The sequence below is a fragment of the Ensifer sp. EB106-03-01-XG145 genome, from assembly GCF_058792075.1.
Genome location: NZ_JBYTEC010000009.1, coordinates 215,066 through 235,340 on the forward strand (window position 1 = coordinate 215,066; position 20,275 = coordinate 235,340).

A 20,275-nucleotide genomic window follows, 5' to 3' on the forward strand; every position below is an offset into this window, starting at 1 on the left:
CGAAGAGACAGCCATCTGATTCAAGCGATCGGTGCCGTTCTCGCAACCGCCTAGCGGTCGCGCTGCCTGGAAACGAACAAAAGGTCGAAGCCCCGAAACTCCCGGCGGGCGATCGATTTGCGCAGCGCCGCCCAGATCGCCGAGGGATTGTCGAGGCTGAAGCCGCGCAGGCTGCGGATCAGGCGCATCGTGGCTGTAATCGTGCGAATGGCGCGCACCACCGAAGGACCGCTGAGCGAGGCAAAGAGGATTTGCGGGTGCACCGCAAGCAGGACGCCGGCTGTGCGTTGCGGATCGATAGCCCGGAACTGATCCAGGGCACGATACTCATATCCCTCGATGTCGATCTTGAAGCAGAGCCGCTCGGTCCGGGCCATGGTCTGAAGCTCGGCGATCGTAACCGTCTGCGCCCGGATCGCCTCGCCGTTGTCGTCGGCAATCAGCGCGGAGGTTTCCGAGCTGCCGAAACCGCCGCCGACAGAGTGCAACACCAGCACCTCGTCCTCGGAAAGTGCGGCGTTGATCACGCGCACCTCACCACTGTTTTCGGGCTGCATCTCCTTGAGGATGCCGAAGCAGACGGGGTCGGGCTCGACGGTGATGACGTTGTCTGCGATCTGCGCGGCCCAATAGGGCGTCACTCCGATCCATCCGCCGATGTCGATGAAGGTCGTCTTGCGATCGACAAGGCGCTCGATGTTCTGAAACGTACAAGGCTCCCAATCGCCATTCTGCAGCCGCGCGAAGAAACGCTTCTTCTCCGGCTTGTCGGGAAACTGAACGGTTTTGCGGAAATAGGTGATCGAACGCATGTCGCCTGTCTAGCCGATAAACCCGCCAAGCGGAATCGCTTTTGCGAAAGGCTCACATGCCCTGAGGGAATGTCTCCACATGATACAGCTTAGGTTGCGGGGTGCGTCAGGCGTCGACCCGCTCGACCTGGTTACGGGCTTCGCTGAGCTCGGCCGTGGTCTGGGCCAGGCGGTCAGCCAGGACACGCATGATTTCCACCGCCATCTCGGGAAAGTCGGCCAGCAGCTTGAGGAAATCCTCCTTGCGAATACGCAAGGCTTCGAGCGGTGTGGTGGTCCGCACGGTCGCCGTGCGAGGCGTATTACAGAGGATGGCGATTTCGCCGACGATCGAATTCTGCTCGAACTCGGCAATCTTGAAGGGCCCGCCGGCGGTGTTGATCAGTACCTCCGCCTTGCCGGAGAGAATGACATAGGCCGCATCGCCGATGTCACCCTGATAGAACAGCGCGTCGCCGGCACCGTACATCACCCTGTCGGACGTGAAGGCAAGAAGCTTCAACTTTGCCGGCGGCAATCCTGAAAACAGGGTTATCCGGCGCAGCATTTCAACTTCATCCTTGAGCAACATCACAATCCGTGTCTCCGATTTCCCGTCGGGAGCAGTCTGCCTCCCGCATCGCGGCGGGACCATATGCTCGTGCCCTGACATTAATATTACATCAAGATGCCATTTCCTTGTAGTCGCGTCCGTCATCCACTGCGGCATCGGCACCGGTGTCATGAATCAGGCGCCCATTCTCGAACTTTGCGACACGGTCGAAGAGGTCCATCAACGAGGGATTGGCAAGAACCCAGACGATCGCTGGATCGCGCCCGGCCCGGTCAAGCATCGAGAAGACGTTGCGCACGACCTGCTCCTGGACGCGTTGATCGAGCGCAAGCAGCGGCTGGTTGAAGATATAGAAATCGCAGGCGCGGATAAGCGCGCGCGCAAGATCGAGCTTCTGTCGCTGCGCTGCCGTCAGACGTTTGCCGCCCGCGCCGACATTGTAGTCGAAACCGAAGGCCAGCACTTCGTTATAGAGGCCGCCGGCTTCGAAGAGATCGCGGACAATCGCCCGGATTTTTTCCGACCCATCGGCATGCTTGTGGCCAATACGCCCGAAGAGCACGTTGTCGATGATGCTGCCTGAGGCAATGTAACGGTTCGGACGATAATGCTCGATCATTCCAGCGAGGTCGGCCGGCAAGCCCTCATCGAACTCACGGCGCGTGGCAACAACCTTCGCCATGACCTCTTCCGTCAGTAAACCGAAGCGGTGCCGCGGCTCGATGTAATCGAAGCACAGCCGGATGATCTTGATCTGATCGTCTTCGGAAACCTCGGCCTTGCCGCGACTGCGCACCTTCTGCAGGATGGCCTCGTAGACAGGTATTTCCTCGGCGGTCATGAAGGTCAGCTGCTGGAAGAACGGGTGATCCGGCGGCAAGTCGCGGAACAGTTCGACGACGTTCTCGGCGATCTCGATCCCCATCGCGTAGAATGTGTCACGCAGCCCGACCCGTTGCAGGATCGTCTTGAAGAACGGGTGGTTCTCAAGCGCGTTCGCCCACATCGCCTGATCGGTGATCGTGCCAAACAGCATGTTTTCGCCGATCGTCGCCTCGATGTTGTAGGTTCCCGGTTCGAAGAACACGACGAGATCGCTGAGCTTTTCCTTTTCAAGACGTTGCCTGAGCGCGCTGCGCATTTCGACGATGCCGGCTGCGAACGCCGCATGGCGGTTCGCGTCGATCGTCGAGCGGACGGCCAGCGCCATCACGTCATTGGTCAGCAGCACGGCGTCGAGAACCGGGCGGATCTGCACGAGCAGATCATCCGGACCGCTCGCCCCGGCCGAACCGTAGTCGACCCAGTCGCTGTTGACATCCAAATGCGGATTGCCGGCCAGGCGCGCCTCGGTCACTTCCCACTTGCGGTGCGTAGCGCCCTCCCCTTCGTAGTTTACTTCCGTCAGCGGAGCGTGCTTGAGGCCGTAGAGGATGTTGTCGCCGAGGCTGCCTTGGAACACGTAGACATCGGACGAAGCGTAGGCGATCCGACGTCCGGTAACCGATTCCGGGATCTCCAGAATGTCCTGGCCGCCGATGACCACCTTGCCGCTCGCCGGCCAGACCAGCCGGCCGAAGGCCTCCGCCAGCACCTCGCCACCGCCTGTCAGCGCCACCTTCTCGCCAGGCTGCACCTGAAGCGACACGTGGTCGAGCACGGTCGAGCCGCCGTCGTCGATCACCGTCAGGTTCACCGCCGCCAGCGGACCACTCAACGATTCGATGGTCCCCGCCGCAACGGCCTGAACCTTCGGATCGAGCAACGGATCGATGCTGAATTGCTCGACGACCTGCGCGTATTTGACCTGAACGTCCTGGCGAGCCTGATCCCAATCGATCAGCTCCTTCAGCGGACCTGGCAGGTCCTTATAGGCGCCTATGACGGCAACGAGCTGACCGATATCGAGGCGACCTTGAAGCGCGAAATAGCCGCCGATCGCGTAGAACAGGAAAGGCGTGACCTGCGCCAGGAAATTGTTGATGAACTTGACGAGGAACTTCCACTGGTAGAGGTCGTAGCGGATCTTGAAGATCCGGCCGAGCCGCGCCGCGATGTCGGCGCGCTCATAGTTGGAGGTATCGTGCCCGCGGATGGCACCGATGCCGTCGACGATTTCGCTGACACGACCGGAGAGTTCGCGCGCCGTCAGCTGCCGTTCACGCCCAAGCACCAGCAGCCGCTTGCGCATGCGCGGGATGATGACCGCCTGCACGGCGACGATCAGCGTCGCGATCAGACCGAGCCAGAAGCTCTGCAGCAGGATGAACACCAGCGCCGTCAGCGCCTGGCCGCCGAGCAGCGCCGGCGAGACGAAGGCGTCACCGGTAAAGCCGCCGAGCGGCTCGACCTCATCCTTGATCATCGTTGCGATTTCGGCCGGCTTCACTCTCTTGAAGTGGCTTGGCGGGAAGCGGAGGACACGATCGACGAGTTCGAAGCGGATACGCCGCAGCAAGCGCTCGCCGAGTCGGCCCTTGAAGGTGTTGATGTAGAACTTGAAAAGGCCGTTGATGACCACCAGCAGCAGGAACACCAGGCTGAGCGCGAGCAGCATGCCTTCTCGGCCGAGATGGAAACCGTCAAAGACATTGATCGTTCCGAAATACGGCAAGTCGAACGAAATCGGCAGGAAGGCCTGCGTCGCCTCCGGACTGTCGAAGCCGTCACCCTGGATCGGTCCATTGACGATCTGCTTCGGCAGGTCGAAGGACAGGAAATAGGGGATCATCGACAGCGCGACGATCACCAGAATCCAAAGCTGATCCTTGCGCGTGTGGGCCCAGATGTAGCGGGAAAGGCGTGGTTCCATGTGTCTGGCAATAGGACCTTATTGAACACGATAGCTGCTGGCGTGGCGGGCTGCCGTTTGCCTCACCACGCATCATTCCTCGGCGAAGCCTCCGGATGGGTGCCTGTCGGCGCTCGATCGCGAAGTGGATGCCTGCATATTCCGTCCGGCGCCGAATCCGGTTCTGTCGATTATGCAGGTGCGAGGGAAATCTGCAATGGACGCGGTTCCGACTCCACTGCCGCGAAGGCAACCACAGAGAACGTCACTCTCCGAAGCACACGCCGTTATTGCACTCGCCCGGCGCCCAGCTTACAACGAGAGCATGAAACACACCAGCCACCCGACTTCCCAAACCAGCGATTGGTACGAGCATGCCTTTGATTTGGCACGCGGTATCGCCGCCTATACGCAGAGCCCCCTCATCGAAGGCGTCGCGAAGGTAATCGCCAAACATCCCGAAGCCCACATCGCCAACGCCTTCAATCACAAGCAGGTTGCCTGCAAGGTCTGGGCGCGCGACACGCTTTTGAGTGTTGCGGGTTCATCCTACGCCAGGATTGCGATCCTCGGCGGTTGGTATGGCATCCTCGGCGCGATGCTGCTGGAGGATGCGCGCTTCAACGTGGCTGCGGTCGACAGCTTCGACATCGACCCGGACGTGGAAACGGTTGCGCGAACCCTGAATTATGCCTTCCCGGAGAAATTCCGTGCGGTCACGGCCGACATGTATGCGATCGACTATACGACGCTTGGGGCCGACCTGGTCATCAACACGAGCTGCGAACACATCGCCGATCTGAGATCGTGGCTCGATCGCATTCCCGCCGGCACGCGCGTTCTGCTGCAATCCAACGACTATTTCAGCGAGCCCACCCATATCAATTGCGTGGCTTCCGTCGAGGAGTTCACGAAACAGGCGGCGCTTTCGACGATCGAATTTGCCGGCGCGCTGCCGACGAAAAGATATACCCGCTTCATGCTGATCGGTACGGTCTGAGGGCGGCTCGGGCGCCGCAGCAAAGCGAGCTATCTGTCCGTCGAATAAGACGCCGACCGTTCACAGAAGACGCCGCCCGCGCGGAGACCGATCAAAGAGCCGTGCGGCCTTCCAGGATTTCGGCGGTCTTCATCGCGCCGTCCAGATCCAGCGGCGGAATGTTCGGCTTCGGTCGCGCCAGCATCGCTTCGACATCGCGCGCCAGCCTCTCGGGCGTCACCTCGGCCTCCGGCAGAACGCCGGCAAGGCCGAGCTTGTCGAGCCGTTCCGCTCGGGTCGACTGCTCGGTTTCGCCGCCGGCGACGAAGGGGATCAGCAGGGATCCGCAACCGGCGCGGATGATGTCGCAGACCGTGTTGTAGCCGGCCTGAGAAACCGAAAGCCGCACACCCGAAAGCAGGCTCGCGAAATCCTTTCGGAAGCGGAAGAGCTGCACGTTGCCGGGCGCGGCGGCTTGGAAGGCGTCATAGTCCTGCTGCGGCAGGTTCGGCCCCGTGACCAGGCACCATTGCAGCTCGCGCGGCAGCAAGCTCGCCGCCTGCAACGCCGCGCCGATCAGTTCCTTGCCCACCGCCCCGCCACCGGCCGAAACGAGCACGTCGAACGTTTCCGCCGGAGCGGCCGGTACAGGCCCCGCCACGAGGCCCGTATAGGCGACCTTGTCCTCGATCTCGGCCGCATAGGGATAGGTCTCTTCGAGCCGCGCGAAGGCAGGGTCCCCGTGCACGAGCACGAGATCGAAATATGCCCTGACGACGTCGAGGGTCTCCTCGGCACGGCCAGGTTTCGTCCGCGCCTGCAGGATGTCCCTAAGCGAAGCGGCAACGAGGGGTCTTGGGGTCTGCCTTTCGATCACCTCAAGCAAGGGCATCAGCTCGAAACGCATCTGGCGGCGGCCGAAAGGGAAGGCTTCGAAGATGACGATATCGGGGTCGCATTCAAGGTACGCCTCGATCAACAGCTCCCGGCGCCGATCCTTGAAAGCGTCGCTCACCGGATTTCCCTCGCTGTCGGCAAGGCCGGAAAACCCCTTGTCGCCGGCGAGCACCGGCGGAAGGGCCACATGCTTTACGTCATTCCCCGGGAAACCCGGCACCGGGCTGCCGCCGGTCACGACGGTCACCTCGAAACCCCTGGCGGCAAGTGCGCTCGCGATCCGGCTCGCCCGCGCCAGATGGCCGATGCCGAGGAGATGCTGCACGTAGAAAAAGACACGGCGCGCACGCATCACGCGGCTCTCCATTCGCTGGCAAACAGGGCGGCAAGCTGATCGATACTGGTGTGGTGGTCGAATTGCACGCGGACCTTCCGCTCCGCCGCACCGCCCAGGCAGTGACGAAGCGCGGGATCTCGGATGAGTTGCTCCAGGGCCCGTGCAAGCGCCTGCGGATCTTCCGACGGGACGACCCTGCCGTTCTCGCCATCGACGAGAAGTTCCGGAACGCCGGAAATCGCCGTCGAGACACACGGGAGTCGTTGGCTCGATGCTTCGACAAGCACATTGGGCAACCCATCGCGATCGCCGTCGGCGGTGATCCGGCAGGCAAGCGCGAAGATATCGCTCGTCCGGTAATGCGCCAGCACGTCGGTCTGGTCGAGCGCACCCTTCCAGGAAACCCTGCCGGAAACGCCAAGTTCGGTCGCAAGCCTCTTGAGCTTGCTGGTCAGTTCGCCGGCACCGATATGTTCGAACCGCCAATGAAGGTCCGCCGGCAACAGCGAGAGTGCCTTCAGCAAGACGTCGTAGCCCTTCTTGTCGACGGCGCGGCCGACGCTGACGATGCGGACGGGATCCGAAGGGTCGGAACCATTGCGGTCAGAATGCGTGCCCTCGAAACGAGGGAAACGATCAAGATCAAGACCGTGGTAGCTCAGATGCACCCTCGCCTTTTCGCTCGTCAGGCTCTTCAGATGTTCGTAGCCCATGCGCGTGCAGGTGACCGTCCAGCGCGCCCGGCCAAGCTTTTCGGAAAGCTCCCAGTCCGGCGACGTCCAGATGTCCTTGGCATGCGCCGAGCAGGTCCAGGGCGTACCGGCGATCACGCTGGCATAGGCGGTCACCGAGGCAGGCGTATGTATGAAATGCGCGTGCAGCCAGCGCGGATTGCCCGGCCATTCCGAAGCGAGCACGGCCGCCTGCCCGAACCGGCGAAAGCGGTTGCGGCTGAAATCGCGGCGCAGGTCTTTCAGAAAGAGCCCGAATGCCGGCCAGAAACCCGGCTTCGTCAGGGAACGCACGAGACCGCGCAGCACCCGCAGCGGCTCTTCATGCAGATATTCGGGCAGATAGTGAACATCGGCACGAATCTCGTCGTGCACCGGATGACGCTTGCCGTCGGTCGGACGGCGAAGCGCGATCAGTACGAGGTCTAGTCCGGCCCGCTCAAGGCCAAGCAGTTCCTGCGCGATGAAGGTTTCCGAAAGACGCGGATAGCCCTTCAGCACGACTGCAATCTTGCGATCTGTCGGCAATGCTTCAGCTCGATTTCTTCACGATATTCAAGTGGTCGCTCGACGGCCGGTCGAGCCACCGACCAACGATCTCGGAGATATGCACGAGCCCTTCCAGCCGCAAGCCGTTGGCGGTGCTTTTCGAAGGCGGCGCCCGGGACGGCAGCGCCTTCAGCGCCGCCGCCAACCGCAGCGGATCGTCCGCTTCGTCCGGCAACAGCATTTCGACGAGCCCAAGCTCGGCCGCGCGGCGGGCGCGGATCAACTGCTCCTCGCGCGGTTGGATGCGCGGCACGATCAGCGCCGGCTTGTCGAAGGAGAGGATTTCGCAATAGGTGTTGTAGCCGCCCATGGCAACGACGCCCTTTGCGCCGGCGATGAGCTCTTCCATGCGATTATCGAACTCGATGATCTTGACATAGGGGATCTTGCTGCCCTTGCGGATCAGCTTTTCCCGCTTCTTGACCGGCATATAGGGCCCGAGCACGATCAACGCATTGTGCGTAAGCTCCGGGTCCTGCTGGTAAGCGTGGATAACGTCGTGGATCAGGTCCGCACCATCGCCTCCGCCCCCAGTGGTGACCAGTATGTAATCGCCCTGCGGCTTATGGCCCGGCAGTTCTTCCCGCGGAACGCTGCGCTGCAGGAAGCCGACAAAATTCATCCGGTCGCGGACAGCCGGCGGCACTTCGAGCTCGGTCAGCGGATCGTAAAAATCCGGCGGGCCATAAACCCAGATCGTATCGTAATACTGCTCGATCTTGCGCATGGTGTCGCGCCGCTTCCACTCCGCTTCCAGCAGATGCGGCGCATCCATGACCTCGCGCAAGCCCAAGACCAGCGTCGTGCCATGCGCCTTCAGATAGGTCAGCGTCTCCTCGACCTCGCCGCGCAGGCCCATCGGCTCCTTGTCGACGATGAAGATGTCCGGCTTGAAGGTCTCGGCTGTGTGGCGAATGATTGCCTGACGCATCTTCAGCGTCTCGTCGAGCTCGATATGACGGTCGAGCGAGGTGTAGTCGCCATTGTGCAGCTTGATGACGCTCGGAATCTTCACGAAGTCGACGCGCGCACGGTAGTCGAACGCACCGGCGATCGTCGCGCCGGAGATGATCAGGATGTTCAGACCGCGGTAGTCTTCCACCAGGGAATGCGCGATCGTGCGGCACCGCCGGAGGTGCCCAAGCCCGAACGTATCATGGCTATACATGAGGATCCGGGCATCTTCAAAACGCCGCATCATGCAAGAAACCTTTCGCTCAGGATCAATGAACCGTTTGGCGCTGACTGGTTGTCAGCTTCAAATCGGGCTTCATTTGTAGGGATCGGCTGCGTCACGCAACCCATCTCCTAAGAAGTTGAACGCCAAAATCACAAGAATGACCGGAATTGTGGGAAATAGGAGCCAGGGGTAGAAAGCAATAACGCTGACGCTCTTGGCCTCCGTCAAGAGAATGCCCCAACTGGTGATGGGGGGTCTAAGACCGAGGCCGAGGAAGCTCAGAGCCGTCTCGCCGAGGATCATGCCGGGGATCGAGATCGTCGCAGTGGCGATCAGATGCGACATGAAGCCAGGCACGAGATGCCGGCCGATGATGCGGCTGCTCTTTGCGCCCATCAACTGGGCCGCAAGCACATAATCCTCCTCGCGCAGCGCCAGCAGTTTCGAGCGCACCGCGCGCGCAAGCCCCGTCCAGTCCAGAAGCCCGAGGATGATCGTGATCGCCAGATAGATCAGGATCGGACTCCAGGTCGCCGGCATGATCGCTGCGAGCGACAGCCAGAGCGGGATGCTCGGGATAGACTGCAGGACTTCGATGACGCGCTGGACGACGAGATCGAAGACGCCGCCGTGATAACCCGCAAGGCCACCGATGACGATGCCGAGCACGAAGCTGACGGTGATGCCGAGCAGGCCGATCGTCAGCGAAATTCGGGCACCGTAAATGATGCGCGACAGCACATCGCGACCGAGACGGTCAGTCCCCAGGAAGAACGCCTGGCCGTCCTTCGCCGGGCAAACGAGATGCACGTTGCTGTCGAACAGGCCCCAGAAACGATAACTGTCGCCCCGGCAGAAGAAACGGAGTCGCTGCACGTCCGTGACATCGTCGGCATAGTTGCGCTTCAGCGTTTCCATATCCAGCGCCATGGTCCGTCCATAGACGAAGGGACCGACGAACTGGCCCTCATGGAACAGGTGCACCGCCTGCGGCGGTGCGTAGATGTAATCCATGTTGCGGGTATGCAGGTTGTAAGGCGCCAGAAACTCAGAGACGACGATCGTGAGGTAGAACACCGCGAGGAAGATGCCGGAGACGAGCGCGAGCCTGTGGCGGCGGAATTTCCACCACATCAGGCGAAGCTGGGAAGCCTGGTTGACGCGCACCTGCTCGTCGGTCATCGCCTCGACGGAATAGGGATCGAAGGGAGCAGTCGATACGTAATGCGGCAAGGGCTCGCCGGGCGCCGGAAGAAATGACGTCACTTGGTGCTCCTGCCTTGCAGCCGAATTCGAGGATCGAGAATGGCGAGCGCGATATCGGAAATCAGCACGCCGATCACGGTCAGAAACGCGAGGAACATCAGGAACGAACCAGCGAGATACATGTCCTGGCTTTGCAGGGCCTTGATCAGCATCGGCCCGGTGGTTTCCAGCGACAACACGATCGCGGTGATTTCAGCGCCGGAAATGATCGCCGGCAGGATCGAGCCGATATCCGATATGAAGAAGTTCAACGCCATGCGCAGAGGGTATTTGACCAGCGTGCGCATCGGCGAAAGGCCCTTTGCGCGGGCCGTTACGACATACTGCTTCTGCAGTTCGTCGAGCAGATTTGCGCGCAGACGCCGGATCATGCCGGCCGTGCCCGCCGCGCCGACGATAACGACGGGGATCCAGATATGTTCGAGGATAGACTTCGCCTTGGCCCAGCTCATCGGCTCGGCCAGATACTTCTGGTCCATCAGGTGGCCGATCGAAATCCCGAACCAGATATTGGCGAAATACATCAGAATCAGCGCCAGCATGAAATTCGGAATGGCAATGCCGATCAAGCCCACCAGCGACAAGCCGTAATCGCCCCAGCTATACTGGTGGGTCGCGGAATAGATGCCAATCGGAAAGGCGATCAGCCAGGTGAAGATGATGGTGACGAAGGAGACGAGGATCGTCAGCCACAGACGGTCGCCGACGACGGCGCTGACCGGCAGTTCGTATTCGAAGGAATAGCCGAAATCGCCCTGCAGCATGCCGCCGAGCCAGTAGACGTAGCGCAGGACCGGTGGCTGGTCGAAGCCGTACTCCTTCCTCAGCGCCTCGATCTGCTCCATGTCGACGCCTTCGCCCTGCGCCTTGATCTCGGAGACATAGCTCTCGAAGTAGTCGCCGGGCGGCAGTTCGATGATGGTGAAGACAAGAGCCGATATGATGAGGAGGGTTGGAACCATCGCTGCGATACGCCAGAGAATATATCGCAGCATGTCAGGCTTCCTGCTCGATCCAGAAGGTATCGGTTTTGTAAACACCAAAATAGGACGTGGGATCGAAGCCGTAGAGCCCCGTTTCCGGCACATTCCGCAGCTTCTTCGCCACGAGGATCGGCTGTAGCGAGGCGTTGACGATACCGATCGAGAAGACCTGGTCTGTGTAGATCGACAGCATGCGGGTCCAAATCTCCGTGCGCTCGGCGTCTTCAGCCGAATGCCGCCAGCGTTGCAACAGCTCAGTCAGTTCGACAGCGGCAGGCAGATCCGGCGGCTGGCCCATTTCGCCATGGGACAGGTAGTTGAGCCCCCAGACCGGCCATTGCAGCTGGTCGTCGGCCGTCGGCGCCAGTTGCCCCGGGTTCATGCCCGGGGTCGGAACGCCGTTGTCGAGCCCGAACCACATCGACATGACGATCTCGCCGCCGACAGCACGGCTGCGGAACGTGTCGCGCTGCGAGGTGCGGATGAAAAGCGATATCCCGACCTTCTGCCAGTAGTCGGTGACGAGCTGCAGCACGTCCGTCTCGAGTGTGCTTTCGCCGGCCGTTTCCACGACGATTTGCGCGGCCCTGCCATCGGGCAGGACGCGAATGCCGTCACTATCGCGTTGCGTCAGGCCCGCTTCGTCGAGTAGTGCATTGGCTTGAGCTGGATCGTGGGCCACCCAAGCATTGGCGAACTCCGGACGGAACAGCGGGCTGTCCGGCAGAACCGTGTCGGCGCTCTCCTTGGTCAAGCCGTAGAAGACTGCCTTGTTGATCTCGGTGCGGTCGATGGCCAGCGAGAGCGCACGGCGAACGCGCACATCCTGCAGCAACGACCGCCAGACCGTGTCGGAGCAATTGAGGTTCGGCAACAGCGCCAGGCGCGAGCCTTGCGTCTTCTTCCACAGCAGCACCTTGACCGGGTACCGCTTCTCGGAATCCTTGAGGAAGGTATAGTCGACGAAGTCGATGCCCGTCGCCTGAAGGTCGCTTTCGCCCGTGCCCGTCTTCGCCGGGATCAGCGCCGACGAGCTGACGTTGAGCACGAACTTGTCTATATAGGGAAGCTGCAACCCGTTCTCGTCGACGCGGTGGAAGTAGGGGTTGCGCTCAAAGATGAACTGTTCGGCAGGAAGTGGCGTCGTGTTGCGCCATGGATCGAGCGTCGGAAGCTCAGGATTCTCAGGGCGATAGGAGCGAGCCATGCGCATATGGAGCTGGCTCCACTTCTTGACGCGCTGCTCCTTCATCAAAGCCTTGAGCTTGTCTTCTTCCTGATATTTCTCGTGGAACTGCTTGAGATAGGCTGAAGGCACCGCCACCACCAGCGGCTGCGGTGCGGCGAGCTTCTGCAGGAAGTCCGGGTTGGGCGTCGACCAAGTATAGCGAACGGTTCGTTCGTCTATGACTTCGAACTTTCCGGCTTCGCCGTCCATCACCAGCGCAGTCGGCAAACCGGCGGGGCTCAGCTTCTCGTTGTTGAGCACATCGTCCCAGCAATAGCGGAAGTCCTCGGCCGTCAGCGGCGTCCCGTCGGACCACTTATGCCCTTCTCTCAGGTGGAAGGTGAAGATGCGGTCCTCGACCGTCTCGTAGCTTTCAAGGACGTCCGCTTCGAGCTTCAGCGTTTCATCATAGCCGAGCAGACGGGCATAGCCGTAGACGGTCATGAGCCGGATGTCCTTGGCACTGCCGATGATCATCGTCACGTCACCGCCGTGCTTGCCGGGCGTGCGCCCCAGCGCCGCGACGTTGATGACACGCGGCGTCTTGGGCAAGCGCTCGCTGACCGGCGGAAGCTTGCCGTCGGCAATCAGCTTTTCCAGAAACGCCGGTTCACCCCCAGCAGCCAGGAGCCGCATGGGGAATGCCACGGTTGCAAGCAATGCCAGTACAGTTCGGCGGGTGATCATGGCCGTAACTCCCTTGCATCCACGGACCGGCGCGCCAGCACGAAGTGGTCGCCACCGAGATCGGCGGGGATGAGCGTGTCGCCAGCGTCGTCGACACGGAACTGCGGTCCCCAGCGCCGCATATCCGATCCTTCGCTGTCCTTCAGCCTGTCAAAGTCGAGCGGCCGATCGAGATCCGGATAGGGAACGGCCGCCAACAGCGACTTGGTATAGGGATGAACCGGCTTGCGCATCAGCACCTCGCGCGGGGCGAGCTCGACAATGCGGCCGGCGCACATGACGGCAATACGGTCCGCCATGTAATCCACGACAGCGAGGTTGTGCGAGATGAACAGGCAGGTCAGTCCCAGTTCCTTCTGCAAATCCTTGAGAAGGTTGAGGATTTGCGCCTGGACCGAGACGTCGAGCGCCGATACCGGCTCGTCGCAGATCAGCAGTTCCGGCACGAGCGCGAGAGCCCGGGCAATGCCGATGCGTTGACGCTGCCCGCCCGAGAAACTGTGCGGATAGCGGTTGATGAAGCGCTGGTCGAGCCCGACGGCTTGCAGCAGTTCGCGCACGGTCTCGACGCGCGATTTGCCCGTTCCGCGCCCATGGATCTCCAGGGGCTCGCTGAGAATGTTCTTGACGGTCATGCGCGGGGAAAGCGACGAAACCGGGTCCTGAAACACCATCTGGATCTTCGACCGGAGCGCCTTCAGTTCGTCGCCTTGAGCCTTCAGCACATCGACCGGACCTTCGCCGTTATCGAAGGTCACCGAGCCGGTGTCCGGCGTTACCGCCCGCATTAGGATCTTGCTGACAGTCGTCTTGCCGCAGCCGCTCTCGCCGACGAGGCCCAGGCATTCGCCGCGGCGGATATCAAAGCTGACATCGTCGACGGCGCGGTGATGAGAACTTTCGCCGCCACCAAACCAGGACGATTTTCGCGTTCCATATGTCTTCGAGAGGTTACGGACGGACAGCAGCACCTGTGGGCCAGCGCGCCGGTTGGCCACCGAAGTCCCAAGCACTGACCCGGCCTTGACCGGCACTTCGCGCAGCGCCTTCAGCCGTTCGCCGGGCTTCATGTCGAAATGCGGAACGGCGGCCATCAGGCCCTTGAGATAGGGATGCTGCGGGTTGCGGAAGATGGCCTCGACAGGGCCAGCCTCGACGATCTGCCCATGATAAATCACCACAACCTCGTCGGCCATGTTGGCGACGACACCGAGGTCGTGGGTGATCAGCAGCATTGCCATATTGAGCTTCACCTGAAGCTCGCGCAGAAGTTTAAGGATCTGCGCCTGCACCGTCACATCGAGCGCGGTCGTCGGCTCGTCGGCGATCAAGAGGGCCGGCCGGCAGATCAGCGCCATCGCAATCATCGCGCGCTGGCGCATGCCGCCGGAAAGCTCGAACGGATACATTTCGTAGGCGCGCTTCGGATTGGCAAAGCCAACATAGCCGAGCAGTTCCTCGGTCCGTGCCCGGCGTTCAGCCTTTTCCGCATCCGTGTGGATCTTCAGCACCTCGGAAATCTGGTTTCCGATCGTATGGAGCGGCGACAACGACGTCATCGGCTCCTGAAAGATCTTGCTGATACGCGTGCCGCGCAGGCTACGTATCTCATCACCTTCCCGCTCCAGCGAAAGCAGGTCGATGGGCTTTGCCGCCGTGGTGGGATCGTTGAACAGAATTTTACCACCAACCCTGGCGACGTTGGGCAAGATGCCCATCACCGCCTGGCTGATTGCCGACTTGCCCGATCCCGACTCGCCAACGAGCGCCGTGACCTTGCCGGACAAAATCCTGAAATTCGCATTATTGACGGCTTGAACTTCGCCGCCAAGCACCGAGAATGTGATCCGCAGACCTTCAACTCGAAGCAGGTCCGCCCCAGATGTCATAGCAGCACGCTTCCCTCATTGCTTTTTATCCGCCGCCTCTAAAAAAAGACTAGCGCAGCTTCAGAGGGCTGTCCAGCATGGCCAACTGCAACCGGAGCATTGCCCCGTGCATCTTCAGTTGGTTAGAGCGCGGGGCACGTCCCGCCCTTCAGCACGTCGGCGCAATTCGGCGAGCGGCGGAAGTCGTCATAAAACAGCGTCCAGTCGGTCGTATCGGCAGCCCGATAGGGGCCGAACTTGAAGTACTGGTTCTTGCCGAGCCCCTTGTCGGCGTGGCCGACATGCCCCGCCACCGTGATGATCGGCTTGCCGTTGGCGAAGAGTTCGACGCGTCCCGTGCCACCGGCCCCCGGCAGCGTGTAGATCGCGAAGTCGATCCAGCCGGACTTCGGATCGGGCAGCGGGTTGCCATGGTTCGTCACCTTGATGGCATCTGTGCAGGCGTTGAACAGACTGCCGTCTTCCGGTTTCCAGTTGCTGTCGGCGGCGACCAGCATACGCATCTGGTTGACGTTAGGCCGCCCCCACACGGGGATTTCGCCAGGTTTGCAGCTCGCCGGCGTACCTTCCGGGCCGGATGACAGCGGCGCGATGTAATTCGTCTCCACCGTGACGAAGAGCTTGCCCGCCTCGAGTCGTAAAGCAAGGAACGGACTGAAATCACCTTCGGCGCCGGGATCGATCTCACGCTTCCATTGGGCGATCAGATAGCGATGATCCTCCTTCGGGACCGGATCGGCGAACTTGACCGCGAAACCATACCAGACCCCCTGGTCGTAGGGCACGCGCAGCGCCGTCTTCTCCCAGATCTCGGCTCGCTCGCTACAACCGTCGAGGGAATCCGGACAGGTCGGAACGACGCTCAGCTTGAGTGCGCCTTTGCCGGTGTGCGTCACCTGGTTTTGAAATTCCACCGTGCCCGCACTCTGCTCGAAGTTATCGCGATAGTAGAGCCCGCCTTCGGGTGCGAAGTTCTGCCCCTCAAAGCCGTCTGACAGTTTGCTTTCCCACGGCTGCGCCATCGCGCCTCCGGCCATGGCGATGCTGGCGGCGACAAACACGGCTCGGAACATTCTCCCCCCTATTGAAGCATCTTGTCGATAAGGCCGCGCGGCGGCTGAAGCGGACGAGTATTGCGGTGAAGCAGCATGACATGTTCCGCCTCGGAAAGTCCATCCTGCAACACATCGTCGAAGCGCTCATCTGCTCTGGCAAGCAACGCTGCATCGTTGGGGTAGAGAATCGTGAATTTCTGCCGCACTCCGCGCAGTTTTTCCTGGCCGAGCGCCGTCCAATCTCCGCCGCAGTAATTGACGAAGGCCTCGCTGGCGACGACGCTATGCGCATATTTCTTGGTGAGGTTCTGCAACCGCTGCACTTCGTTGACGGCCGAGCCGAAAGCGGAGAAGGTCAGCCGGTCGCGCAGGCCGACATTGCCGAACATCACGTTGCCGACATGCAGCCCGATGCCATAGCCGATGGGATCGCGGGATTGCTTGCGCCGTTCGCCGTTCAGCATCTCCATGCGCGCCGTTGCTGCGCGCACGGCGGCAAAGGCCTCGCGGGCGGCAAATTCGGACGGCTCCTTATGGCGCCCACACGGATAGACGGCGATGAACCCGTCCCCGACGAAGCTCAGGATATGGCCGCCATTGCGATTGAACGGCGCGGCGATCGCGTCGAAATAGGTGTTCAGCGTCTCGATATAGGACTGCCGCCCCTCCTTCTCCGCCAGCATCGTCGAGCGACGCATGTCGGCCATGACCAGGATCGCGCGCACGGTTTCGCCGTCGCCGCGGCGGACCTGGCCGCTCATCACGCGCCGACCGGCGCTGGAGCCGAGATAGGTGGTCAGCATATTGTCGGCGAGCTTTCCGAGCACCGCCATCTTCGCGGCGACCGCCAGGTGGTGCTGAAGCTTGAGCAACGCCCCGATCACATCATCGGTGAAGCCGCCATGGCGGTCCGTGGTCCAGGATCCGACCATGCCATGCCCCGAATCGGCGCCGAGCGATTGCATGAAGGCCAGGTAGTCCGTGGCGCCCATCTCCTTGAGATCGTCGAAGATCGGGAACTCGGACGGCGTATCCTGGTAAAGACGCCGCCGGACATGCTCGAGATTGTTGTTGAGCAGATAGTAGTAGGGGCTCTGCAGGAAACGCTCGGGATTGAGCGCCAGTTCTTCGTGCCGAAGGCCGCTTACCTCGACGCCCTTGCCGCGGATCCAGGTAAAACCAAGCGCATCATAAAGCGGATGCAACATCGAAAAGGAGAGATGGACGCGCATCAGCGGCAGGCCGGCGGCAGCGAGCCGCTCGCAAAAGCCTTTGACGATCGTTTCCAGCGGCGCGTCGCTGAGCGACGTCCGCATCAGCCAGTCGGCAACCTTGTCGATGAGGATTTCGGATACGTTGTCGTTCGTCGGGGCCATTTCGCGTCCTCACCATGACAGACCGTCCCGCGTCAGCATCCGGAGACGACGAACGCCCCGGCAAATTGCCGGTCCATGTTCGCGGTGGATGATGATGAGCCGTGCCCGTTAAGAAAATGCTCCAACCGATTCCGGCGTCGATGACGTGCAGGCACCCGGAATGCGGCACTTATATGGTGCAGATATTGATGCCACCCGGCGATTTCCAGAGGCCGGGCAAAGTTTTTCTCGCATGATGTTTTGATAGAGGGCTCAAAGGCCTGTCCTTCGGCGTGACGCAGTGCCTCGCTTGACTTGGGGCTTGTTTCTCTCCAACAAACCACGACATGTTCGCGCGGCGTCACGCGTCTGTCCACGAGATCCGGAAAGCAAACTTGACCTCACCTCATTTCGAAAGCCTGCTCTCGTCCATCTCCGCCTCGAGCGCCAAGGTCGGCGTCATCGGTCTTGGCTATGTCGGCCTGCCGCTCGCCATCGCCGCTGCTCGCGCGGGTTTTGCCGTTACCGGCTTCGACATCGACCCCACCAAGATCGTCGCGCTCGACGCGGGCAAGTCCTACATCGCCGCCGTATCGGACGCCGCGCTCGCGAAAGAGAGCGGTGCCGGCCGCTTCCGCTCGACGACGGACTTTCAAGAGCTGGCGGACTGCGACGTCATTATCATCTGCGTGCCGACGCCGCTTACCAAACACCGCGACCCGGATCTTTCCTTCGTCGAAAAGACGTCACGCGCGATCGCGGCGACCCTCAGGCCTGCACAACTCGTCGTCCTGGAATCGACCACCTATCCCGGGACGACCGACGGCGTCGTGCGCACCATCCTCGAGGAAACCGGGCTCAGGTCCGGCAGCGACTTCTTCGTCGGCTTTTCGCCGGAACGTGAGGATCCCGGCAATCCGACCTACGAAACGGTCAGCATTCCGAAGGTCGTCGCCGGCGATGGACCGCAGGCTTCGGCCCTGATGGAACGGTTCTATGCAGCCGTGGTGAAAACCGTCGTGCCGGTCTCCTCCAACGCCACAGCGGAGGCCGTGAAGCTCACCGAAAACATCTTCCGCTCCGTCAACATCGCCCTCGTCAACGAATTGAAGATCGTCTACGAGGCCATGGGCATCGACGTCTGGGAAGTGATCGAAGCGGCGAAGACCAAGCCGTTCGGCTACATGCCGTTCTACCCCGGACCGGGCCTCGGCGGCCACTGCATCCCGATCGACCCCTTCTACCTCACCTGGAAGTCGCGGGAATACGAGCTGCCGACGCGCTTCATCGAGCTTGCCGGCGAGATCAACTCGGCCATGCCGCGCCATGTGGTCAGCCGCCTGGCCGAGGCACTCGACCGCAAGGCTGGCAAGGCGCTCAGCCGTTCCAACGTCCTCGTCGTCGGCCTCGCCTACAAGAAGAATGTTCCGGATATTCGCGAGAGCCCGTCGCTGCGCCTGATCGAGTTGATCGAAGAGCGCGGCGGACGCACTTCCTATCACGACCCCTACGTCGCCGAGATCCCACCGACACGCGAACATGGTGCTTTGAAGGGCCGGCGTTCGGTCTCTCTCGACGCGCAAACAGTCGCGGCGTTCGATGCCGTGCTGATTGCCACCGATCACGACCAGGTGGATTACGCGGCCCTCGCCGCTTCCGCCTCGCTCGTCGTCGATACGCGCAACGTGTTCTACCGCAACGGGCTGACCGGCGAGCATATCGTCAAGGCCTAGCCCACCCGAACCCGCCAAGGGCTGCAAACGGCGGCACTCGCGGCGTCTTGCTAGGCGGTGCTTACGCGCGCCAGCGCGGCCTTGAGCTTACTTGCCGCCACCGCGTAGCCGCCCGACGCGCCGTCGACGAAATGCATGTGGTCCCGTGTCATCGGCGTCGGCACGATGCAGGTCATCAGCGCCGAATCCTGTTGATGCAAGCCATAGTACCCGACACCCGCCGCCTCTGCCTGCCTTAACCTCGTCTCGATCCGTGCGAGCCGTTCGGCACTGATGTCGATCGTCATTTTCAGCCCGTCGTCGAACTTGCGGAAATCCGTGTTGTCGGCGAGGTCGCGGCGGTAGCGGTTCGTGTCGAACGACCCAAGATTCCAGCCCATCCTGAGGCAGACAAACAGAACCAGCGTCTGCACGGTGATGAAGCAACGGGGAAGAAAGCGCCGTCCTTTCGGTGCCACGGCCCGCGCCTCGACTTCGATGCCCTTGAACGAGAAACGTGGCCTCGGCCCAAGTTCGGGAACAGGATGGCCGTTGCGTTCTTCCTCCTCCGCCAATGCGACAATGTCGGCGATCAACGCCTGAAACTCCGGTCCATTGCCCTTCGGCCCCGGCACGGCGATGATCGAGGCAATAGCGCCGTGGCGGGACTCGATCGGGTTCCAGCGACAGGAAAGCCCGGTGAGGTCAGGCCGGCTGCCAGCCGCCGCGGCACCGACGGGATAGCGTCCCGCCTTCATCGCCGCTTCGGCCCAACTGGCGCCACCGCCCGAAAACATCGCGTAGGAAACCTCTTCGCTCGCCTTGAAGCGGGCGACGCGCATATCGAGGCCGTTGGCGCGGATATCGCTGACCGGCACCAGGGCGGCGCGCATTTCGAGCCCGAGTTCCTCAGCGACCCAGGTCTTCACGGCGGCGAGTGCGTCGCGTGCGCGGTCCGCCATCGGCGCCGGCAGCACGGCGAGCGCGCCGTCCCCCCCGAAAACAAAGGGCATCGACTTTTCTTCGAGCGCGTTCATCAACGCCGAAATGACGCTGGCGCCTGCCATATTCACAGTTTTGTAGCGGCCTTCGGCGATCGCGCCGGTGGAGTTGACGATGTCGGCAACGGCGAGAAGCCAGCCGTCCGGCAGCGGACGATAATTCGCCTCGTCCGCGACCCCTTCGAACGCATCGAAGAGAGGTACGCTGTTATAGAACCGCCCGTCTGTTGCCTCAACCATGCGTGACCTGTTCCCTACGTTACTGCGTTC

Annotated in this window: 15 protein-coding genes; 2 read left to right on the forward strand and 13 right to left on the reverse strand. The window is 61.6% G+C overall.

From position 1 onward, the window contains the following. Positions 1–50: 50 nt before the first annotated feature. The 3 genes from AC3WWH_RS21650 to AC3WWH_RS21660 form a co-directional block, all read right to left on the reverse strand. Complete coding sequence (locus AC3WWH_RS21650) at positions 51–812, reverse strand: FkbM family methyltransferase (RefSeq protein WP_058323936.1); 762 nt, start codon at positions 810–812, stop codon at positions 51–53. A 106-nt stretch (positions 813–918) separates the two neighbouring features. Then, positions 919–1,383: a cyclic nucleotide-binding domain-containing protein gene (locus AC3WWH_RS21655; protein WP_057251293.1), complete on the reverse strand. Its 465-nt coding sequence runs from the start codon at positions 1,381–1,383 to the stop codon at positions 919–921. A gap of 91 nt (positions 1,384–1,474) precedes the next feature. Next, complete coding sequence (locus tag AC3WWH_RS21660; RefSeq protein WP_058323937.1) at positions 1,475–4,177, reverse strand: ABC transporter transmembrane domain-containing protein; 2,703 nt, start codon at positions 4,175–4,177, stop codon at positions 1,475–1,477. Positions 4,178–4,481: 304 nt separating this feature from the next. On the opposite strand from AC3WWH_RS21660, the gene AC3WWH_RS21665 reads away from it, so the two are divergent. Beyond that, positions 4,482–5,156 (forward strand): class I SAM-dependent methyltransferase, encoded by a 675-nt coding sequence (locus tag AC3WWH_RS21665; protein WP_058323938.1) that lies wholly within the window; start codon positions 4,482–4,484, stop codon positions 5,154–5,156. Between the two features lie 91 nt (positions 5,157–5,247). On the opposite strand, the gene AC3WWH_RS21670 is transcribed toward AC3WWH_RS21665, so the two are convergent. The 9 genes from AC3WWH_RS21670 to AC3WWH_RS21710 all read right to left on the reverse strand — a co-directional run bounded on the left by AC3WWH_RS21670 (position 5,248) and on the right by AC3WWH_RS21710 (position 17,313). Continuing rightward, on the reverse strand, positions 5,248–6,384 hold the full coding sequence (locus AC3WWH_RS21670) for a glycosyltransferase family protein (RefSeq protein WP_113399071.1): 1,137 nt from the start codon (positions 6,382–6,384) through the stop codon (positions 5,248–5,250). Further along, on the reverse strand, positions 6,384–7,628 hold the full coding sequence (locus AC3WWH_RS21675) for a glycosyltransferase (RefSeq protein WP_058323940.1): 1,245 nt from the start codon (positions 7,626–7,628) through the stop codon (positions 6,384–6,386). The genes AC3WWH_RS21670 and AC3WWH_RS21675 overlap by 1 nt, the downstream gene beginning before the upstream one ends. Before the next feature lie 4 nt (positions 7,629–7,632). Further along, positions 7,633–8,850 carry a glycosyltransferase family protein gene (locus tag AC3WWH_RS21680; protein WP_492377267.1) on the reverse strand — a complete coding sequence of 406 codons (1,218 nt, stop codon included), beginning with the start codon at positions 8,848–8,850 and terminating at the stop codon, positions 7,633–7,635. A gap of 69 nt (positions 8,851–8,919) precedes the next feature. Next, on the reverse strand, positions 8,920–10,095 hold the full coding sequence (locus AC3WWH_RS21685; RefSeq protein ID WP_058323942.1) for an ABC transporter permease: 1,176 nt from the start codon (positions 10,093–10,095) through the stop codon (positions 8,920–8,922). After that, positions 10,092–11,090, reverse strand: coding sequence for an ABC transporter permease (locus tag AC3WWH_RS21690; protein WP_058323943.1), 999 nt, complete (start codon positions 11,088–11,090; stop codon positions 10,092–10,094). The genes AC3WWH_RS21685 and AC3WWH_RS21690 overlap by 4 nt, the downstream gene beginning before the upstream one ends. Before the next feature lies 1 nt (position 11,091). After that, on the reverse strand, positions 11,092–12,993 hold the full coding sequence (locus AC3WWH_RS21695) for an ABC transporter substrate-binding protein (RefSeq protein WP_058323944.1): 1,902 nt from the start codon (positions 12,991–12,993) through the stop codon (positions 11,092–11,094). Then, complete coding sequence (locus AC3WWH_RS21700; RefSeq protein ID WP_058328053.1) at positions 12,990–14,882, reverse strand: ABC transporter ATP-binding protein; 1,893 nt, start codon at positions 14,880–14,882, stop codon at positions 12,990–12,992. The genes AC3WWH_RS21695 and AC3WWH_RS21700 overlap by 4 nt, the downstream gene beginning before the upstream one ends. A 122-nt stretch (positions 14,883–15,004) precedes the next feature. After that, positions 15,005–15,955 (reverse strand): polysaccharide lyase family 20 protein, encoded by a 951-nt coding sequence (locus tag AC3WWH_RS21705; protein WP_492377268.1) that lies wholly within the window; start codon positions 15,953–15,955, stop codon positions 15,005–15,007. 8 nt (positions 15,956–15,963) lie between these two features. Then, positions 15,964–17,313: an adenylate/guanylate cyclase domain-containing protein gene (locus tag AC3WWH_RS21710; protein ID WP_057251304.1), complete on the reverse strand. Its 1,350-nt coding sequence runs from the start codon at positions 17,311–17,313 to the stop codon at positions 15,964–15,966. Positions 17,314–17,687: 374 nt separating this feature from the next. On the opposite strand from AC3WWH_RS21710, the gene AC3WWH_RS21715 reads away from it, so the two are divergent. Continuing rightward, on the forward strand, positions 17,688–19,025 hold the full coding sequence (locus AC3WWH_RS21715; protein WP_058323947.1) for a nucleotide sugar dehydrogenase: 1,338 nt from the start codon (positions 17,688–17,690) through the stop codon (positions 19,023–19,025). A gap of 50 nt (positions 19,026–19,075) precedes the next feature. Here the strand turns inward: AC3WWH_RS21715 and AC3WWH_RS21720 are convergent, their stop codons facing one another. After that, a complete protein-coding gene (locus tag AC3WWH_RS21720) occupies positions 19,076–20,245 on the reverse strand; it encodes a DUF3095 domain-containing protein (protein WP_492377269.1) in 1,170 nt (389 codons plus the stop codon). Positions 20,246–20,275 lie beyond the last annotated feature (30 nt).